This window comes from Streptomyces sp. WZ-12 (assembly GCF_028898845.1).
Taxonomy (GTDB): domain Bacteria; phylum Actinomycetota; class Actinomycetes; order Streptomycetales; family Streptomycetaceae; genus Streptomyces.
This window is the reverse complement of sequence record NZ_CP118574.1, coordinates 7,525,231-7,541,219: the sequence shown is the minus strand read 5'-3', so window position 1 is coordinate 7,541,219 and position 15,989 is coordinate 7,525,231. Positions and strand designations below refer to the sequence as shown.

The 15,989-nt window shown below is 66.0% G+C and carries 8 protein-coding genes and 3 rRNA genes; 2 read left to right on the top strand and 9 right to left on the bottom strand.

Features of this window, described 5'->3' with window-relative positions:
* Positions 1 to 4: 4 nt before the first annotated feature.
* The 7 genes from PV796_RS32935 to PV796_RS32905 all read right to left on the bottom strand — a co-directional run bounded on the left by PV796_RS32935 (position 5) and on the right by PV796_RS32905 (position 9,852).
* Positions 5 to 337 carry a small basic family protein gene (locus PV796_RS32935; protein WP_274917344.1) on the bottom strand — a complete coding sequence of 111 codons (333 nt, stop codon included), beginning with the start codon at positions 335 to 337 and terminating at the stop codon, positions 5 to 7.
* Entirely contained in the window at positions 334 to 1,266 is a 933-nt protein-coding gene (locus PV796_RS32930; protein WP_274917343.1) for a DUF881 domain-containing protein, read from the bottom strand. The genes PV796_RS32935 and PV796_RS32930 overlap by 4 nt, the downstream gene beginning before the upstream one ends.
* 77 nt (positions 1,267 to 1,343) lie before the next feature.
* The gene (locus tag PV796_RS32925; protein WP_274917342.1) at positions 1,344 to 3,839 is read right to left on the bottom strand and encodes a mannose-1-phosphate guanyltransferase; all 2,496 of its coding nucleotides are present in this window, start codon (positions 3,837 to 3,839) and stop codon (positions 1,344 to 1,346) included.
* A 117-nt stretch (positions 3,840 to 3,956) separates the two neighbouring features.
* A complete protein-coding gene (locus tag PV796_RS32920; protein ID WP_274917341.1) occupies positions 3,957 to 4,565 on the bottom strand; it encodes a CDP-alcohol phosphatidyltransferase family protein in 609 nt (202 codons plus the stop codon).
* A 146-nt stretch (positions 4,566 to 4,711) separates the two neighbouring features.
* Positions 4,712 to 4,828 (bottom strand): 5S ribosomal RNA (gene rrf / locus PV796_RS32915).
* A 71-nt stretch (positions 4,829 to 4,899) separates the two neighbouring features.
* A 23S ribosomal RNA gene (locus tag PV796_RS32910) occupies positions 4,900 to 8,020 on the bottom strand.
* Between the two features lie 304 nt (positions 8,021 to 8,324).
* Positions 8,325 to 9,852: ribosomal RNA gene (locus PV796_RS32905) — 16S ribosomal RNA — on the bottom strand.
* Together the 16S, 23S and 5S rRNA genes form the textbook arrangement of a ribosomal RNA operon.
* A 632-nt stretch (positions 9,853 to 10,484) precedes the next feature.
* Between PV796_RS32905 and PV796_RS32900 the strand changes: the two genes are divergently transcribed.
* The gene (locus tag PV796_RS32900) at positions 10,485 to 10,934 is read left to right on the top strand and encodes a PTS sugar transporter subunit IIA (RefSeq protein WP_274917340.1); all 450 of its coding nucleotides are present in this window, start codon (positions 10,485 to 10,487) and stop codon (positions 10,932 to 10,934) included.
* Positions 10,935 to 11,014: 80 nt separating this feature from the next.
* A complete protein-coding gene (gene ptsP / locus PV796_RS32895) occupies positions 11,015 to 12,685 on the top strand; it encodes a phosphoenolpyruvate--protein phosphotransferase (RefSeq protein ID WP_274917338.1) in 1,671 nt (556 codons plus the stop codon).
* 94 nt (positions 12,686 to 12,779) lie between these two features.
* Here the strand turns inward: ptsP and PV796_RS32890 are convergent, their stop codons facing one another.
* Together PV796_RS32890 and PV796_RS32885 are read right to left on the bottom strand one after the other, a co-directional pair.
* Complete coding sequence (locus tag PV796_RS32890; protein ID WP_274917336.1) at positions 12,780 to 13,706, bottom strand: hypothetical protein; 927 nt, start codon at positions 13,704 to 13,706, stop codon at positions 12,780 to 12,782.
* 146 nt (positions 13,707 to 13,852) lie between these two features.
* Positions 13,853 to 15,877, bottom strand: a complete 2,025-nt coding sequence (locus PV796_RS32885) for an acetoacetate--CoA ligase (protein WP_274917335.1) — start codon at positions 15,875 to 15,877, stop codon at positions 13,853 to 13,855.
* Positions 15,878 to 15,989 lie beyond the last annotated feature (112 nt).

The following is a 15,989-nucleotide window of genomic DNA, read 5'->3' as shown; positions in this document are numbered from 1 at the left end:
GGCCTCACGCCTGGAACACGTGCCGACGGATCGCGGCAGCGTTGGAGAAGATGCGGATTCCGAGCACCACCACTACGCCGGTGGAGAGTTGGGCACCGACGCCCAACTTGTCCCCGAGGAAGACGATCAGGGCTGCCACCACGACGTTCGACAGGAAGGAGACCACGAAGACCTTGTCGTCGAAGATCCCGTCCAGCATCGCGCGCAGACCGCCGAACACGGCGTCCAGCGCGGCCACGACAGCGATCGGCAAGTAGGGCTCGACCACCGTCGGCACCACGGGTCGGACGAAGATTCCGACCACGACTCCCACGATGAGGCCCAGTACGGCGATCACGATGTGCCCTTCCCTGTGTCGGCGCCGTCCGCCTTCGCGGCACCGGCCTCCGGCTTTGCGGTACGTACGGTCAAACTGGGCGCGGGCGGCAGTTTGATCTCGTTCTCCACGGAAATCTTGGCGCGCACGCCGTAGTTCTCCTGCAACACGTGCAGATACTGGCCGTCGGCGCTGTCCTGGAACGCGGTGCTCAGCCGCTGCCCGTCCCCCACCGCCAGCACCGTATAGGGCGGCACCAGCGGCTTGTTGTCGACCAGTATGGCGTCTCCCGCGGCCCTGACTGCCGAGAGCGACGTCAACCGCTGCCCGTTGACGGAGATGGCCTCCGCACCGGACTGCCAGAGCCCGTTCACCACGCGTTGCATGTCCCGGTCACGCACCCGCCCGGTGTCCGAGAAGTCACTGCTCTCCCGAGGGCCTCCGGCGCCGGCCGAGGCTCCCTTGGCATCGTCCACCACCAGCTTCACGCCCGGACCCGTGACCTGCGTCGAACCGGCCAGCAGCGACAGCAGTTCAGCCTTGCCGTCACCGTGCTGCTTGAGCGCCTCGCGCTGCATCCGGTTCACCGCGTCCCGGGCCGTGTCCACCTTCTGCTGCTGGGTGTCGGCCTCCGTGGTGCCCTTCTGGATGCGGTGGATCAGCTCCTCGCGCTCCTTGGCCAGCGTCGGCGCCGAGACCCGCGCCTGCGCCGCCCCCACGGTCACCACCAGCGCCGCCAGCACCAGACCGGCCGCCAACCCCAACTTCGCGCGCAGCGTGCGCGGTAGGCCGCTGACGCCCTCGGCGGACTTCCGCGCGGCCGCCTCGGCGTACCCGTCGTCGAGGCTGTGGTCCATCACGTTGGTGAGCAGCGACATGGACGCATCGGGCCGCCCCGCCGAGGGGTGGGGGTTGCTCCGATCGGGGCGCTGCTGCGACATGCCGCACATCGTCGCACGTCGGCGACGCCGGCTCCCAACGGCCCCACCGGCGTGCCGATCGGGCGGCACGCCGGTGGGATCGGGGCTCAGCGTCCCGCGCTGTCCACCACCGCCGCCCACTCGTCGAGCAGTTGCTGGGCGGAGGCGTCATCCGGTCCTTCCGCCCAGAGATGGGTGACCGCCTCCGCCACATCGGGCAGCACCAGCACCCACCGCCCGTCGGCCTCCACGATCCGCACGCCGTCGGTGGTGTCCACGTCCCGCTCGCCGGCCGCCTCCACGACGTGCCGCATCACCAGGCCCTTGACCGCCCACGGCGTCGCCAGGTCGCGCCGCTGGACGTGCGCCCGCGGGATCCGCGCGTCGATCTGACTGAGCGTCAGTTGCGTGCGGGCCACCAGACCGATCAGCCGGACGAACGCGGCGGAGCCGTCGAAGACGCTGCTGAACTCCGGGATGATGAAGCCGCCCTTGCCGTCCCCGCCGAACACCGTGCCGTCCAACCGCCCCACCCGCGTCAGGTCGTCCGGCGAGGTCGTCGTCCACTCGACCTGCGTCCCGTGGTACGCCGCCACCTGCTCCGCGATCCGCGTCGTGGTCACCGGCAGCGCCACCCGCCCGCTGCGGCGCTCGGCCGCGATCAGATCCAGCATCACCAGCAACGCCCGGTCGTCCTCGATGATCCGGCCACGCTCGTCCACCAACGAGAGCCGCTCGCCAACGGGATCGAAACGCACGCCGAACGCGGCCCGCGCCGACGCCACGATCTCTCCGAGCCGCACCAGGCCGGTACGGCGGGCATCGGCGGTCTCGGTCGGCCTCGCCTCGTCGAGGCCGGGATTGATGGTCAACGAGTCGACGCCGAGCCGCCCGAGAAGGCTGGGCAGCACGAGACCGGCGCTCCCGTTCGACGCGTCCACGACGACCTTCAGCCCGGACTCGCTGATCCCCCGGGTGTCCACGGCCCGCAACAGCGCGCCCGTATAGGAGTCGAAGACGCTCGCCGGGAAACTGAGGTCACCGATCTCGCCGGGGAAGGCACGCCGATATTCCTGCCGGGCGTAGACCCGGTCCAGCTTGCGCTGACCGCCCTGCGAGAGGTCCGCGCCCCGCTCGTCGAAGAACATGATGTCGACGGAGTCCGGCACACCGGGCGTGGTGCGCACCATGATCCCGCCGGCACTGCCCCGCGCGGTCTGCTGACGGGCGACCGGCAGCGGCACGTTCTCCAAGTCCCGTACGTCGATGGCGCTCGCCTGCAACGCGGAGATCACCGCCCGCTTCAACGCCCGGGCACCACGGGAGTGGTCACGCGCCGTGGTGACCGTCGACCCCTTCTTCAGCGTGGTGGCGTACGCGCCCGCGAGCCGCACGGCGAGTTCCGGAGTGATCTCGACGTTGAGGATTCCCGATACCCCGCGCGCCCCGAACAGATGGGCCTGGCCGCGGGATTCCCAGATCACCGAGGTGTTGACGAACGCACCGGCCTCGATCGTCTTGAACGGATAGACCCGCACATTGCCCTGGACGATCGACTCCTCACCGATCAGGCATTCGTCGCCGATGACCGCGCCGTCCTCGATCCGCGCGGCCCGCATGATGTCGGTGTTCTTGCCGATCACGCACCCGCGCAGATTGCTCTGCTGGCCGATGAAGACGTTGTCGTGCACCACCGCCTTGTGGAGGAACGCGCCGCTCTTCACGACGACGTTGGAGCCCACGATGGTGTGCTCGCGAATCTCCACGCCCGCCTCGACCTTGGCGTAGTCGCCGATGTACAGCGGGCCGCGCAGCACGGCGTCCGGATGCACGTCGGCGCCCTCGGCCACCCACACGCCCGGCGAGATCTCGAAGCCGTCGATATCGACGTCGACCTTGCCCTCAAGCACGTCGGCCTGTGCCTTCACATAGCTCTCGTGCGTACCGACGTCCTCCCAATACCCCTCGGCCACATAGCCGAAGATGGGCTTGCCCTCCTTCATCAACTGCGGGAAGACATCCCCGGACCAGTCCACCGGAACGTCCGGCTCGACGTAGTCGAAGACCTCCGGCTCCATCACGTAGATACCGGTGTTGACGGTGTCGGAGAAGACCTGACCCCAGGTGGGCTTTTCCAGGAAACGCTCGACCCGACCACCCTCGTCGACGATGGTGATGCCGAACTCCAGCGGATTGGGCACCCTCGTCAGGCACACGGTGACGAGGGCGCCCTTGTGCTTGTGGAAGCGGATGAGGTCGGTCAGGTCGAAGTCGGTGAGGGCGTCACCGGAGATGACGAGGAAGGCATCGTCCCGGAGGGCCTCCTCGGCGTTCTTCACACTGCCGGCGGTGCCGAGTGGCTTTTCCTCATTGGCATAGGTGAGCTCCATGCCGAGCTCTTCCCCGTCACCGAAGTAGTTCCGGACGAGCGAGGCCAGGAATTGCACAGTCACGACGGTCTCGGTGAGACCATGCCTTTTCAACAGCCGCAGTACGTGCTCCATGATCGGCCTATTGGCCACGGGAAGCAGCGGCTTGGGCATGCTGGACGTCATGGGGCGAAGGCGTGTTCCTTCGCCGCCGGCCATCACAACAGCCTTCATGTCGGAAGCGTCCTCCTCGAAGAGACGACGGTCTTGCCGACTTCACCTGTCAAGAGCGCCCACTGTTTTCCCCGACACGGGCGCTGACACTTGGCACAATCTGCCGGTTCGGCGAGCTCAGTCGGCCGTGGCGTCCGCTCTGATGATCCGGCGGACCTGGACCACGTAGAGGATCCCTGCCCACCAGTACAGCGCCGTACCCCACCCAGCGAACGCCCATCCGAAAATAGCAGCGAGTGTGTGAAGCCAGCCAGGTCCGTCACTGAGCAGCAGCAACGGGAAGGCATACATCAAGTTGAACGTAGCCGCTTTGCCCAGGAAGTTCACCTGGGGAGGACCGTAGCCATGGCGTCCGAGGATTCCGACCGCGATCAACAGCATCAGCTCGCGGGCGAGCAGTGCCGCGGTGAGCCAGACCGGAAGGATCTCCCGCCAGGTCAGGCCGACGAGGGTGGAGAGGATGTAGAGGCGATCGGCAGCCGGGTCGAGGATCCGGCCCAGGCTACTGATCTGGTTCCAGCGTCGGGCCAGCTTGCCGTCGAGGTAGTCGCTGACGCCGCTGAGCGCAAGAACCAGCAGCGCCCAGCCATCAGCCCTCGGGCCGCCGAATTTCGGCCAGAGGATCAACCACAGGAACACGGGCACGCCGACCAGGCGCGCCATGCTCAGAATATTCGGGATGGTGAGGACACGATCTGTCTGGATCCGCGTCTCCTGGACCTCCACGCGGAAGCCTCCTGTGGGAAATATGCCGATGATGCCCCAAACATTACCTGGCCCGCCGGCCCGGCCGTGCCGCGGGGGCCCGTCACGGAACGCGAGAAAGCCCCGCCCGGAACCGAAGTTCCCGACGGGGCTTTCTCTGAAAAATTGTTCGGCGGCGTCCTACTCTCCCACAGGGTCCCCCCTGCAGTACCATCGGCGCTGAAAGGCTTAGCTTCCGGGTTCGAAATGTAACCGGGCGTTTCCCTAACGCTAAAACCACCGAAACACTATGAAACTTAGAACAACCGTTGGTCTGTTCGTGGCTTCAGAACCAACACAGTGGACGCGAGCAACTGAGGACAAGCCCTCGGCCTATTAGTACCAGTCAACTCCACACCTTACGATGCTTCCATATCTGGCCTATCAACCCAGTCATCTACTGGGAGCCTTACCCCATCAAGTGGGAGGGAGCCCTCATCTCGAAGCAGGCTTCCCGCTTAGATGCTTTCAGCGGTTATCCTTTCCGAACGTAGCCAACCAGCCATGCCCTTGGCAGAACAACTGGCACACCAGAGGTCCGTCCGTCCCGGTCCTCTCGTACTAGGGACAGCCCTTCTCAAGACTCCTACGCGCGCAGCGGATAGGGACCGAACTGTCTCACGACGTTCTAAACCCAGCTCGCGTACCGCTTTAATGGGCGAACAGCCCAACCCTTGGGACCGACTCCAGCCCCAGGATGCGACGAGCCGACATCGAGGTGCCAAACCATCCCGTCGATATGGACTCTTGGGGAAGATCAGCCTGTTATCCCCGGGGTACCTTTTATCCGTTGAGCGACGGCGCTTCCACAAGCCACCGCCGGATCACTAGTCCCTACTTTCGTACCTGCTCGACCCGTCAGTCTCACAGTCAAGCTCCCTTGTGCACTTACACTCAACACCTGATTACCAACCAGGCTGAGGGAACCTTTGGGCGCCTCCGTTACCCTTTAGGAGGCAACCGCCCCAGTTAAACTACCCACCAGACACTGTCCCTGATCCGGATCACGGACCCAGGTTAGACATCCAGCACGACCAGAGTGGTATTTCAACAACGACTCCACACCAACTGGCGTTGGCGCTTCACAGTCTCCCACCTATCCTACACAAGCCGAACCGAACACCAATATCAAGCTATAGTAAAGGTCCCGGGGTCTTTCCGTCCTGCTGCGCGAAACGAGCATCTTTACTCGTAATGCAATTTCACCGGGCCTATGGTTGAGACAGTCGAGAAGTCGTTACGCCATTCGTGCAGGTCGGAACTTACCCGACAAGGAATTTCGCTACCTTAGGATGGTTATAGTTACCACCGCCGTTTACTGGCGCTTAAGTTCTCAGCTTCGCCTGAACGAATCCAGACTAACCGGTCCCCTTAACGTTCCAGCACCGGGCAGGCGTCAGTCCGTATACATCGCCTTACGGCTTCGCACGGACCTGTGTTTTTAGTAAACAGTCGCTTCTCGCTGGTCTCTGCGGCCACCCCCAGCTCAGACAGAAAATGTCATCACCAGAAATGGCCCCCCTTCTCCCGAAGTTACGGGGGCATTTTGCCGAGTTCCTTAACCATAGTTCACCCGAACGCCTCGGTATTCTCTACCTGACCACCTGAGTCGGTTTAGGGTACGGGCCGCCATGAAGCTCGCTAGAGGCTTTTCTCGACAGCATAGGATCATCCACTTCACCACAATCGGCTCGGCATCAGGTCTCAGCCTTAACATGTGACGGATTTACCTACCACACGGCCTACACCCTTACCCCGGGACAACCACCGCCCGGGCTGGACTACCTTCCTGCGTCACCCCATCGCTTACCTACTACAAGTCTGGTCCGTCGGCTCCACCACTCCCCTTTGCCCGAAGGCTCCAGGGCGGCTTCACGGACTTAGCATCGCCTGATTCAGTATTGGGCGCTCCAAAGCGGGTACCGGAATATCAACCGGTTGTCCATCGACTACGCCTGTCGGCCTCGCCTTAGGTCCCGACTTACCCTGGGCAGATCAGCTTGACCCAGGAACCCTTAGTCAATCGGCGCAAGAGTTTCCCACTCTTGTATCGCTACTCATGCCTGCATTCTCACTCGTGAACCGTCCACAACTCGTTTCCACGGCTGCTTCACCCGGCACACGACGCTCCCCTACCCATCACCACACCCGTTAGGGCTCTCATGGCAATGACACGACTTCGGCGGTGTACTTGAGCCCCGCTACATTGTCGGCGCAGAATCACTTGACCAGTGAGCTATTACGCACTCTTTCAAGGATGGCTGCTTCTAAGCCAACCTCCTGGTTGTCTCTGCGACTCCACATCCTTTCCCACTTAGCACACGCTTAGGGGCCTTAGTCGATGCTCTGGGCTGTTTCCCTCTCGACCATGGAGCTTATCCCCCACAGTCTCACTGCCGCGCTCTCACTTACCGGCATTCGGAGTTTGGCTAAGGTCAGTAACCCGGTAGGGCCCATCGCCTATCCAGTGCTCTACCTCCGGCAAGAAACACACGACGCTGCACCTAAATGCATTTCGGGGAGAACCAGCTATCACGGAGTTTGATTGGCCTTTCACCCCTAACCACAGGTCATCCCCCAGGTTTTCAACCCTGGTGGGTTCGGTCCTCCACGAAGTCTTACCTCCGCTTCAACCTGCCCATGGCTAGATCACTCCGCTTCGGGTCTAGAGCGTGCAACTCAACGCCCTCTTCGGACTCGCTTTCGCTACGGCTTCCCCACACGGGTTAACCTCGCTACACACCGCTAACTCGCAGGCTCATTCTTCAAAAGGCACGCAGTCACGACGCAGAAACAAAGTCTCTGCGCGACGCTCCCACGGCTTGTAGGCACACGGTTTCAGGTACTATTTCACTCCGCTCCCGCGGTACTTTTCACCATTCCCTCACGGTACTATCCGCTATCGGTCACCAGGGAATATTTAGGCTTAACGGGTGGTCCCGCCAGATTCACACGGGATTTCTCGGGCCCCGTGCTACTTGGGTGGCTCTCAAGCAAGCCGCTGACGTTTCAGCTACGGGGGTCTTACCCTCTACGCCGGACCTTTCGCATGTCCTTCGCCTACATCAACGGTTTCTGACTCACCGACCGGCCGGCAGACCGATCAAGAAAGCTCCCACAACCCCGCACTGGCAACCCCTGCCGGGTATCACACCAATACGGTTTAGCCTCATCCAGTTTCGCTCGCCACTACTCCCGGAATCACGGTTGTTTTCTCTTCCTGCGGGTACTGAGATGTTTCACTTCCCCGCGTTCCCTCCACACTGCCTATGTGTTCAGCAGCGGGTGACAGCCCATGACGACTGCCGGGTTTCCCCATTCGGACACCCCCGGATCAAAGCTCGGTTGACAGCTCCCCGGGGCCTATCGCGGCCTCCCACGTCCTTCATCGGTTCCTGGTGCCAAGGCATCCACCGTGCGCCCTTAAAAACTTGGCCACAGATGCTCGCGTCCACTGTGCAGTTCTCAAACAACGACCAGCCACCCGTCACAACCTGCACCAAGCAGACCTACACCGGGACCGGCACACCGAAGGACGAGCAACGCTCGCACCCTCAGACACCCAACAGCGCGCCCAACACAACCAGCCAAGACCCCGCGTTCCACGCCGAAGCAGTACTAACAGTCCCAAACCGATCGTGCCGAATAGTCAACGTTCCACCCATGAGCAACCAGCATCAGACACTCGCCGATGTACTGGCCCCTGACCAAGCACAAAACTTGGTAAGAAGTGCTCCTTAGAAAGGAGGTGATCCAGCCGCACCTTCCGGTACGGCTACCTTGTTACGACTTCGTCCCAATCGCCAGTCCCACCTTCGACGATTCCCTCCCACAAGGGGTTGGGCCACCGGCTTCGGGTGTTACCGACTTTCGTGACGTGACGGGCGGTGTGTACAAGGCCCGGGAACGTATTCACCGCAGCAATGCTGATCTGCGATTACTAGCAACTCCGACTTCATGGGGTCGAGTTGCAGACCCCAATCCGAACTGAGACCGGCTTTTTGAGATTCGCTCCACCTCACGGCATCGCAGCTCATTGTACCGGCCATTGTAGCACGTGTGCAGCCCAAGACATAAGGGGCATGATGACTTGACGTCGTCCCCACCTTCCTCCGAGTTGACCCCGGCAGTCTCCTGTGAGTCCCCATCACCCCGAAAGGCATGCTGGCAACACAGAACAAGGGTTGCGCTCGTTGCGGGACTTAACCCAACATCTCACGACACGAGCTGACGACAGCCATGCACCACCTGTACACCGACCACAAGGGGGCGACCATCTCTGGCCGTTTCCGGTGTATGTCAAGCCTTGGTAAGGTTCTTCGCGTTGCGTCGAATTAAGCCACATGCTCCGCTGCTTGTGCGGGCCCCCGTCAATTCCTTTGAGTTTTAGCCTTGCGGCCGTACTCCCCAGGCGGGGAACTTAATGCGTTAGCTGCGGCACGGACGACGTGGAATGTCGCCCACACCTAGTTCCCAACGTTTACGGCGTGGACTACCAGGGTATCTAATCCTGTTCGCTCCCCACGCTTTCGCTCCTCAGCGTCAGTATCGGCCCAGAGATCCGCCTTCGCCACCGGTGTTCCTCCTGATATCTGCGCATTTCACCGCTACACCAGGAATTCCGATCTCCCCTACCGAACTCTAGCCTGCCCGTATCGAATGCAGACCCGGGGTTAAGCCCCGGGCTTTCACATCCGACGCGACAAGCCGCCTACGAGCTCTTTACGCCCAATAATTCCGGACAACGCTTGCGCCCTACGTATTACCGCGGCTGCTGGCACGTAGTTAGCCGGCGCTTCTTCTGCAGGTACCGTCACTCTCGCTTCTTCCCTGCTGAAAGAGGTTTACAACCCGAAGGCCGTCATCCCTCACGCGGCGTCGCTGCATCAGGCTTTCGCCCATTGTGCAATATTCCCCACTGCTGCCTCCCGTAGGAGTCTGGGCCGTGTCTCAGTCCCAGTGTGGCCGGTCGCCCTCTCAGGCCGGCTACCCGTCGTCGCCTTGGTAGGCCATCACCCCACCAACAAGCTGATAGGCCGCGGGCTCATCCTTCACCGCCGGAGCTTTCCACACGAAACCATGCGATCCCGTGTCATATCCGGTATTAGACCCCGTTTCCAGGGCTTGTCCCAGAGTGAAGGGCAGATTGCCCACGTGTTACTCACCCGTTCGCCACTAATCCCCTCCCGAAAGAGGTTCATCGTTCGACTTGCATGTGTTAAGCACGCCGCCAGCGTTCGTCCTGAGCCAGGATCAAACTCTCCGTGAATGCTTTACCCGACTGCGTTTAACTAAAAACCGCCGGTGAGACACTCGCGTTGAGCGGAACCACAAGGAGGAATAATCCCCGTGGTTCACAGCGTCCTCGCTGTGTGCGCCTCCCAAGAAACTTGGAAGGACTTTTCAAAGGAACCTCATCCCCCACGATGTGGGGAACGGGGTATCAACATATCTGGCGTTGACTTTTGGCACGCTGTTGAGTTCTCAAGGAACGGACGCTTTCTTTGGATTCCCTTTCGGGTTTCCGCCGGGCGCTTCCCTTCGGTGTTTCACACTCTATCAGGGCTTTTCCGGCTTCCGGACCACCGCTTTTCTGCAGGCATGCAGAAGCGCATGATTCGGGAATCAGGATCATGACTCTGAGGAGTGCTGCCCACTCAGTCGGTTACGCCGAAGCGCTTCCTGGCTGTCCGGGGCAGGGCCCAGACATTACAGGGGCGGTGTGGGCGAGGCAAATCGATTCCGCGTGACCGCGGAGGCACCGGTGGGGTTGCCGCGGGCATCAACCGGGCTCTGTCATGCGGAACCGTCAGTTCTTATGACTTACGCTTCTCAACGGTGCGCCGCCCGGGACAGGCAGTGGCGGCGGCCTCATGAATCTTCACCCCTGGGAGGTTTCCCATGACCACCGTGACGTCCCCTCTTGCAGGACGCGCCATCGGGCTGGCGGCAGTGCCGGACCCGGTCTTCTCCGGCGCGATGGTGGGTCCCGGTACCGCCATCGACCCCGTGCGTGAGCCGTCGGAGGCGGTTTCGCCCGTGGACGGCGTCATTGTTTCGCTGCACCCGCATGCGTTCGTCGTCGTGGACGGCGAGGGGCACGGCGTGCTGACGCACCTTGGTATTGACACCGTGCAGCTCAACGGCGAGGGCTTCGAGCTGCTGGTGAACAAGGGCGACACCGTGACCCGCGGGCAGGCTGTCGTGCGTTGGAACCCGGCCGCGGTCGAGGAGGCCGGCAAGTCGCCGGTGTGCCCGGTCGTCGCGCTGGAGGCCACCGCGGACTCGCTCGGCGAGGTACGCGAGGACGGCGAGATCAAGGCGGGCGACGCGCTCTTCTCCTGGCAGTAGCAGCCGGGTGCCGTTGCGAGGCGGCAGGTACGACATCCACCGCGGCGGCCGGGCCCGCCGCAAAACCGGAGACGGGTGACATGGAGACAACGCTGCGGGGCGTCGGGGTGAGCCACGGCGTGGCCATCGGCGAGGTGCGGCACATGGGCACGCCGGTGCTGGAGCCGCCGGCCAAGCAGATTCCGGCGGAGGAGGCGGAGCGTGAGCAGGGGCGCGCCCGTCAGGCCGTGGAAGCTGTGGCTGCCGACCTGATCGCGCGGGGCAACCTGGCCGGTGGCGAGGCCCAGCACGTGCTGGAGGCCCAGGCCATGATGGCGCAGGACCCCGAGCTGATGGCCGATGTCGAGCGGCGGATCGTCGTGGGCAGCACGGCCGAGCGGGCGGTGTACGACGCGTTCGCCGCGTACCGGGCGCTGCTGGCCGGGGCGGGCGAGTACCTGGCGGGGCGGGTGGCCGACCTCGATGACGTGCGCAACCGCATCGTGGCGCGGCTGTTGGGCGTGCCGATGCCGGGCGTGCCGGACAGCGACGAGCCGTATGTGCTGATCGCGCGGGACCTGGCGCCGGCGGACACCGCGCTGTTGGACCCGGCGCTGGTGCTCGGTTTCGTGACCGAGGAGGGCGGGCCGACCAGCCACAGCGCGATTCTCGCGCGGGCGCTGGGGGTGCCGGCCGTGGTGGCGATGCCGGGTGCGGGTGAGCTCGTCGAGGGCACCGTGATCGCGGTGGACGGCAGCACCGGTGAGGTCTTCGTCGATCCCAGTGCGGAGAAGCGGGCCGAGCTGACGCAGGCCGCCGAGGCGCGGAAGGCGGCGCTGGCGGCGTCGTCCGGTCCGGGTGCGACGTCCGACGGGCACAAGGTGCCGCTGTTGGCGAACGTCGGCGGGCCGGCGGACGTGCCGGCGGCGGTGGAGGCCGGCGCGGAGGGCGTCGGGCTGTTCCGCACGGAGTTCCTGTTCCTGGATGACAGCGAGCGGGCGCCGTCGGAGGAGAAGCAGGTCGAGGCGTACCGGCAGGTGCTGGCGGCGTTCCCGGAGGGGCGCGTGGTGGTCCGCGTGCTGGATGCCGGGGCGGACAAGCCGCTGAACTTCCTGACGCCGGCGGACGAGCCGAACCCGGCGCTGGGCGTGCGGGGGCTGCGGACGCTGCTGGACCACCCCGAGGTGCTGCGGACGCAGCTTTCGGCGCTGGCGAAGGCCGCCGAGGGGCTGCCGGTCTACCTTGAGGTCATGGCGCCGATGGTGGCGGACCGGATCGATGCGAAGGCGTTCGCGGATGCCTGCCGGGAGGCCGGGCTCCAGGCGAAGTTCGGCGCGATGGTGGAGATTCCGTCGGCGGCGCTGCGGGCCCGGTCGATCCTGCAGGAGGTGGAGTTCCTGTCGCTGGGCACCAACGACCTGGCGCAGTACACCTTTGCGGCGGACCGTCAGGTGGGCGCGGTGTCGCGGCTTCAGGACCCGTGGCAGCCGGCGCTGTTGGACCTCGTGGCGGCCTCGGCCGAGGCGGCGAAGGCCGAGGGCAAGAGCTGTGGGGTGTGCGGTGAGGCGGCCTCCGATCCGTTGTTGGCGTGCGTGTTGACGGGGCTCGGGGTGACCAGCTTGTCGATGGGTGCGGCGTCGCTTCCGTATGTGCGGGCGACGCTGGCCAAGCACACGCTGGCGCAGTGCGAGCGGGCGGCGGCCGCGGCGCGGGCCGCGGACACCGCGGCGGATGCCCGGGCGGCCGCGCAGGCGGTGCTCTCCGGGGAGTGATCCGGGCGGCGCGCGGCGCCGTGTGAGGTGTTGTGGGACGGCCGTCCCGCCTGGGTGGCGGGGCGGCCGTTTCGTGTGTGCGGGCCCGGCCGGGTCAGGGGTGGCAGTGCGGGGCGGGTGGGGGTGGGAGGGGCAGGCCGGGGGCGTGGTCGACGCCGGGCTCGGGCGGGATGGGTTCGTCGGTTTCGGGGTCGGTGCAGTAGGCGTCGAAGATCTCGGCGGCGGTGATGGGGTCGGGCCAGGCGTCGCGCAGGCGCCAGCCGCGGACGGTGGCGGGGGCGGTGGGGTCGCCGGTGGGGGTGTCGGTGACGGGGGTGGTGCGGCAGACGAGGGCGCCGGTGTCGGGGCGGGCCAGGGCGGCGGCGAGGACGGTGCAGAAGACGAGCGTTTCGGATTCGGGGAGTTGGGGCGGGCGGCCGGGCGGGGCGGTGGTCACCTGGAGGTAGGCGCGGAGGGGGCCGGTGGTGTCGGGGAGGGTGCAGACGAGGTGGTGGGTGCCCTCCCCCAGGGCCGTCAGGAGGTGTTGGAGGGCGGTGGTGGCGCGGGTGAAGGCGGCGTGGGCGAGGTCCTGGCCGCAGGTGGTGCAGCGGCCGGCGCGGGCCAGGAGGGCGGTGGCGCGGTCCCAGGACGCCTGGCGGGCGGCCTCCTCGGTGAGTAACGGCAGGAGGTGGTCGAGCGGGGCGCCGTCGTAGGGGACGGTGGCGCCGGTGCAGGCGACGGCGGCGGTGTAGCGGCTGCGGCTGCCGGGGTCGTCGGGGTCGAGGCCGTGGTCGGCGCAGTAGCGGGCGTAGGCGGCCGGGTCGAAGAGGCAGAGGGTGGTGTGCACGCCCTGGGCGGCGAGGGTGCGCAGCAGGGTCTCCAACTGGCGGAGGTAGCCGCGGTGGTCGTCGAACGGGAAGGTGCGGTAGCGGCGCATGGCGGCGAAGGCGCGGGCGTCGGCCAGGACGGCTGCGGTGCTGGGGAGTTCGCGGCGCAGCGGGTGGTCGGCGGGGTGGGGCGTGGGTCGGGTGGTGGGTGTCATGGTGTCCCCCTTGGTGGGTGCACGGCGGGGTGTGCGTGCACGGTCGGTGTGGGTCGTCGGCACGACCTCGTCACCGAGAGTAATCGGGGGGACTGACAACGGCGGTCCGGCGCCGGGGCGTTGGGGCCGCCGGCGCCGGGGCGCGGTCAGGTGGCGCGGTCGGCGGCGATCCGCTCGTAGAAGCGGAGGAGTTCGAGGTCGTCGACGGAGCCGGGGTTGACGGCCTTTTCGAGGGGGGTGCCGGCGAGGAGGCGCTTGATCGGGACCTCGATGCGCTTGCCGGTGAGGGTGTGCGGGACGCCGGGGGCCTCGATGATCTCGTCGGGGACGTGGCGGGGGGAGAGCTGTTCGCGGATGGTGCGCTTGATGCGGTCGCGCAGGGCGTCGTCCAGGGTGGCGCCGGGGGCGAGGTGGACGAAGAGCGGCATCCAGTAGCCGCCGTCGGGGAGTTCGAGGCCGATGACGAGGGATTCGCGGATCTCGGGGAGGCGCTCGACGACCTCGTAGATGTCGGCGGAGCCCATCCGGACGCCCTGGCGGTTGAGGGTGGAGTCGGAGCGGCCGTGGATGATGACGCTGCCCCGGGAGGTGAGGGTGATCCAGTCGCCGTGCCGCCAGACGCCGGGGTACAAGTCGAAGTAACTGTCGTGGTAGCGGGTGCCGTCGGGGTCGTTCCAGAAGCGGGTGGGCATGGACGGCATGGGGTTGGTGACGACGAGTTCGCCGACCTCGTCGACGACGGGCTTGCCCTGGGGGTCCCATGCCTGGAGGTCGGTGCCCAGGCAGGCGGCCTGGAGTTCGCCGATGTGGACAGGGAGGGTGGGGACGGCGCCGGCGAAGCAACTGCACACGTCGGTGCCGCCGCTGACGGAGGCGGTCCACAGGTCGGTGCCGGCTTCGGCGAAGGTGTCGTGCAGCCAGCGGAAGCCGTCGGGCGGGAGCGGGGAGCCGGTGGTGGCGACGCAGGTGACGGTGGACAGGTCGAGGTCGCGGGCCGGGTGCAGGCCGGCCTTGCGGCAGGCCATGACGTAGGCGGCGGAGGTGCCGAAGACGGTGGCGCGGGTGGCGGCGGCGACCTGCCATTGGGCGGCGACGTCGGGGTGGCCGGGGCTGCCGTCGTAGAGGACGATCGTGGATCCGACCAGCAGGCCGCCGACCAGGAAGTTCCACATCATCCAGCCGGTGGAGGTGTACCAGAAGAAGCGGTCGTCGGGGCCGAGGTCGCAGTGCAGGCCGGCCTGCTTGAGGTGTTCGAGGAGGATGCCGCCCTGGGACTGGACGATGGCCTTGGGGAGGCCGGTGGTGCCGGAGGAGTACAGGACCCACAGCGGGTGGTCGAAGGGGACCTGTTCGAAGACCGGTTGGGTGTCGTCCGTGGTCAGGTCGGACCAGTTCAGGGCGCCTTCGGGGGCGGGGGTGCCGAGCAGCGGGACGTGGACGGTGGCGCGCACGGTGGGGAGTTCGGCGCGGAGTTCGGCGACGGTGTCGCGGCGGTCGTGTTCCTTGCCGCCGTAGCGGTAGCCGTCGACGGTGAACAGGACGACGGGCTCGACCTGTTGGAAGCGGTCCAGGACGCTGCGGGCGCCGAAGTCGGGGGCGCAGGAGGTCCACACGGCGCCGACCGCGGCGGTGGCGAGGAGGGCGACGACGGCCTCGGGGATGTTGGGGAGGTAGCCGCTGACGCGGTCGCCGGGGCGGACGCCGAGGCGGCGGAGGGCGGCGGCCAGCGAGCCGACCTGGGTGCGGAGTTCGGCCCAGGTGAGGGGGGCGGGCTCCTGGCGCTCGTCGACGTGGAGGAGGGCGGGGGTGTCGGCGCGGGCGGGGTCCTCGGCGGCGCGCAGGGCGTGTTCGGCGTAGTTGAGGGTGGCGCCGGGGAACCAGCGGGCGCCGGGCATGGTGCGGTCGGCGAGGACGGTGTCGTAGGGGGTGGCGAAGCGGACGTCGAACCATTCGGCCACGGCCCCCCAGAAGGTGGGGAGTTGGTCGACGGACCAGCGGTGCAGGGCGGCGTAACTGGCCGCGGGGTCGCCGGGGGTGGGCGCGGGGGCGCCGTGGTGGGTGGCGGCCCAGGCGTGGAAGCGGGTGACCTGTGCACCGGCGATCCGGTCCGGGCCGGGCTGCCAGAGGGGTTCCGGTGTCGGCTGGGCGGCGGAGTGCGGTGCGGTGGTCATGATGCGGCTCCTGGCGGTTACGCGTCGTGGGCGTCGGTCGCGCGCCGTGGTGGGGGTCGCCCGGTGGTGCGCGTGATCGGCTTGTTGGGACGATGCCATGTGATCGGGTCGG

Coding starts and splice junctions, on each gene's coding strand:
- PV796_RS32890 (WP_274917336.1), bottom strand. CDS start 13,706: ATGACACCCACCACCCGACCCACGCCCCACCCCGCCGACCACCCGCTG.
- PV796_RS32885 (WP_274917335.1), bottom strand. CDS start 15,877: ATGACCACCGCACCGCACTCCGCCGCCCAGCCGACACCGGAACCCCTC.
- PV796_RS32925 (WP_274917342.1), bottom strand. CDS start 3,839: ATGAAGGCTGTTGTGATGGCCGGCGGCGAAGGAACACGCCTTCGCCCC.
- PV796_RS32930 (WP_274917343.1), bottom strand. CDS start 1,266: ATGTGCGGCATGTCGCAGCAGCGCCCCGATCGGAGCAACCCCCACCCC.
- PV796_RS32900 (WP_274917340.1), top strand. CDS start 10,485: ATGACCACCGTGACGTCCCCTCTTGCAGGACGCGCCATCGGGCTGGCG.
- ptsP (WP_274917338.1), top strand. CDS start 11,015: ATGGAGACAACGCTGCGGGGCGTCGGGGTGAGCCACGGCGTGGCCATC.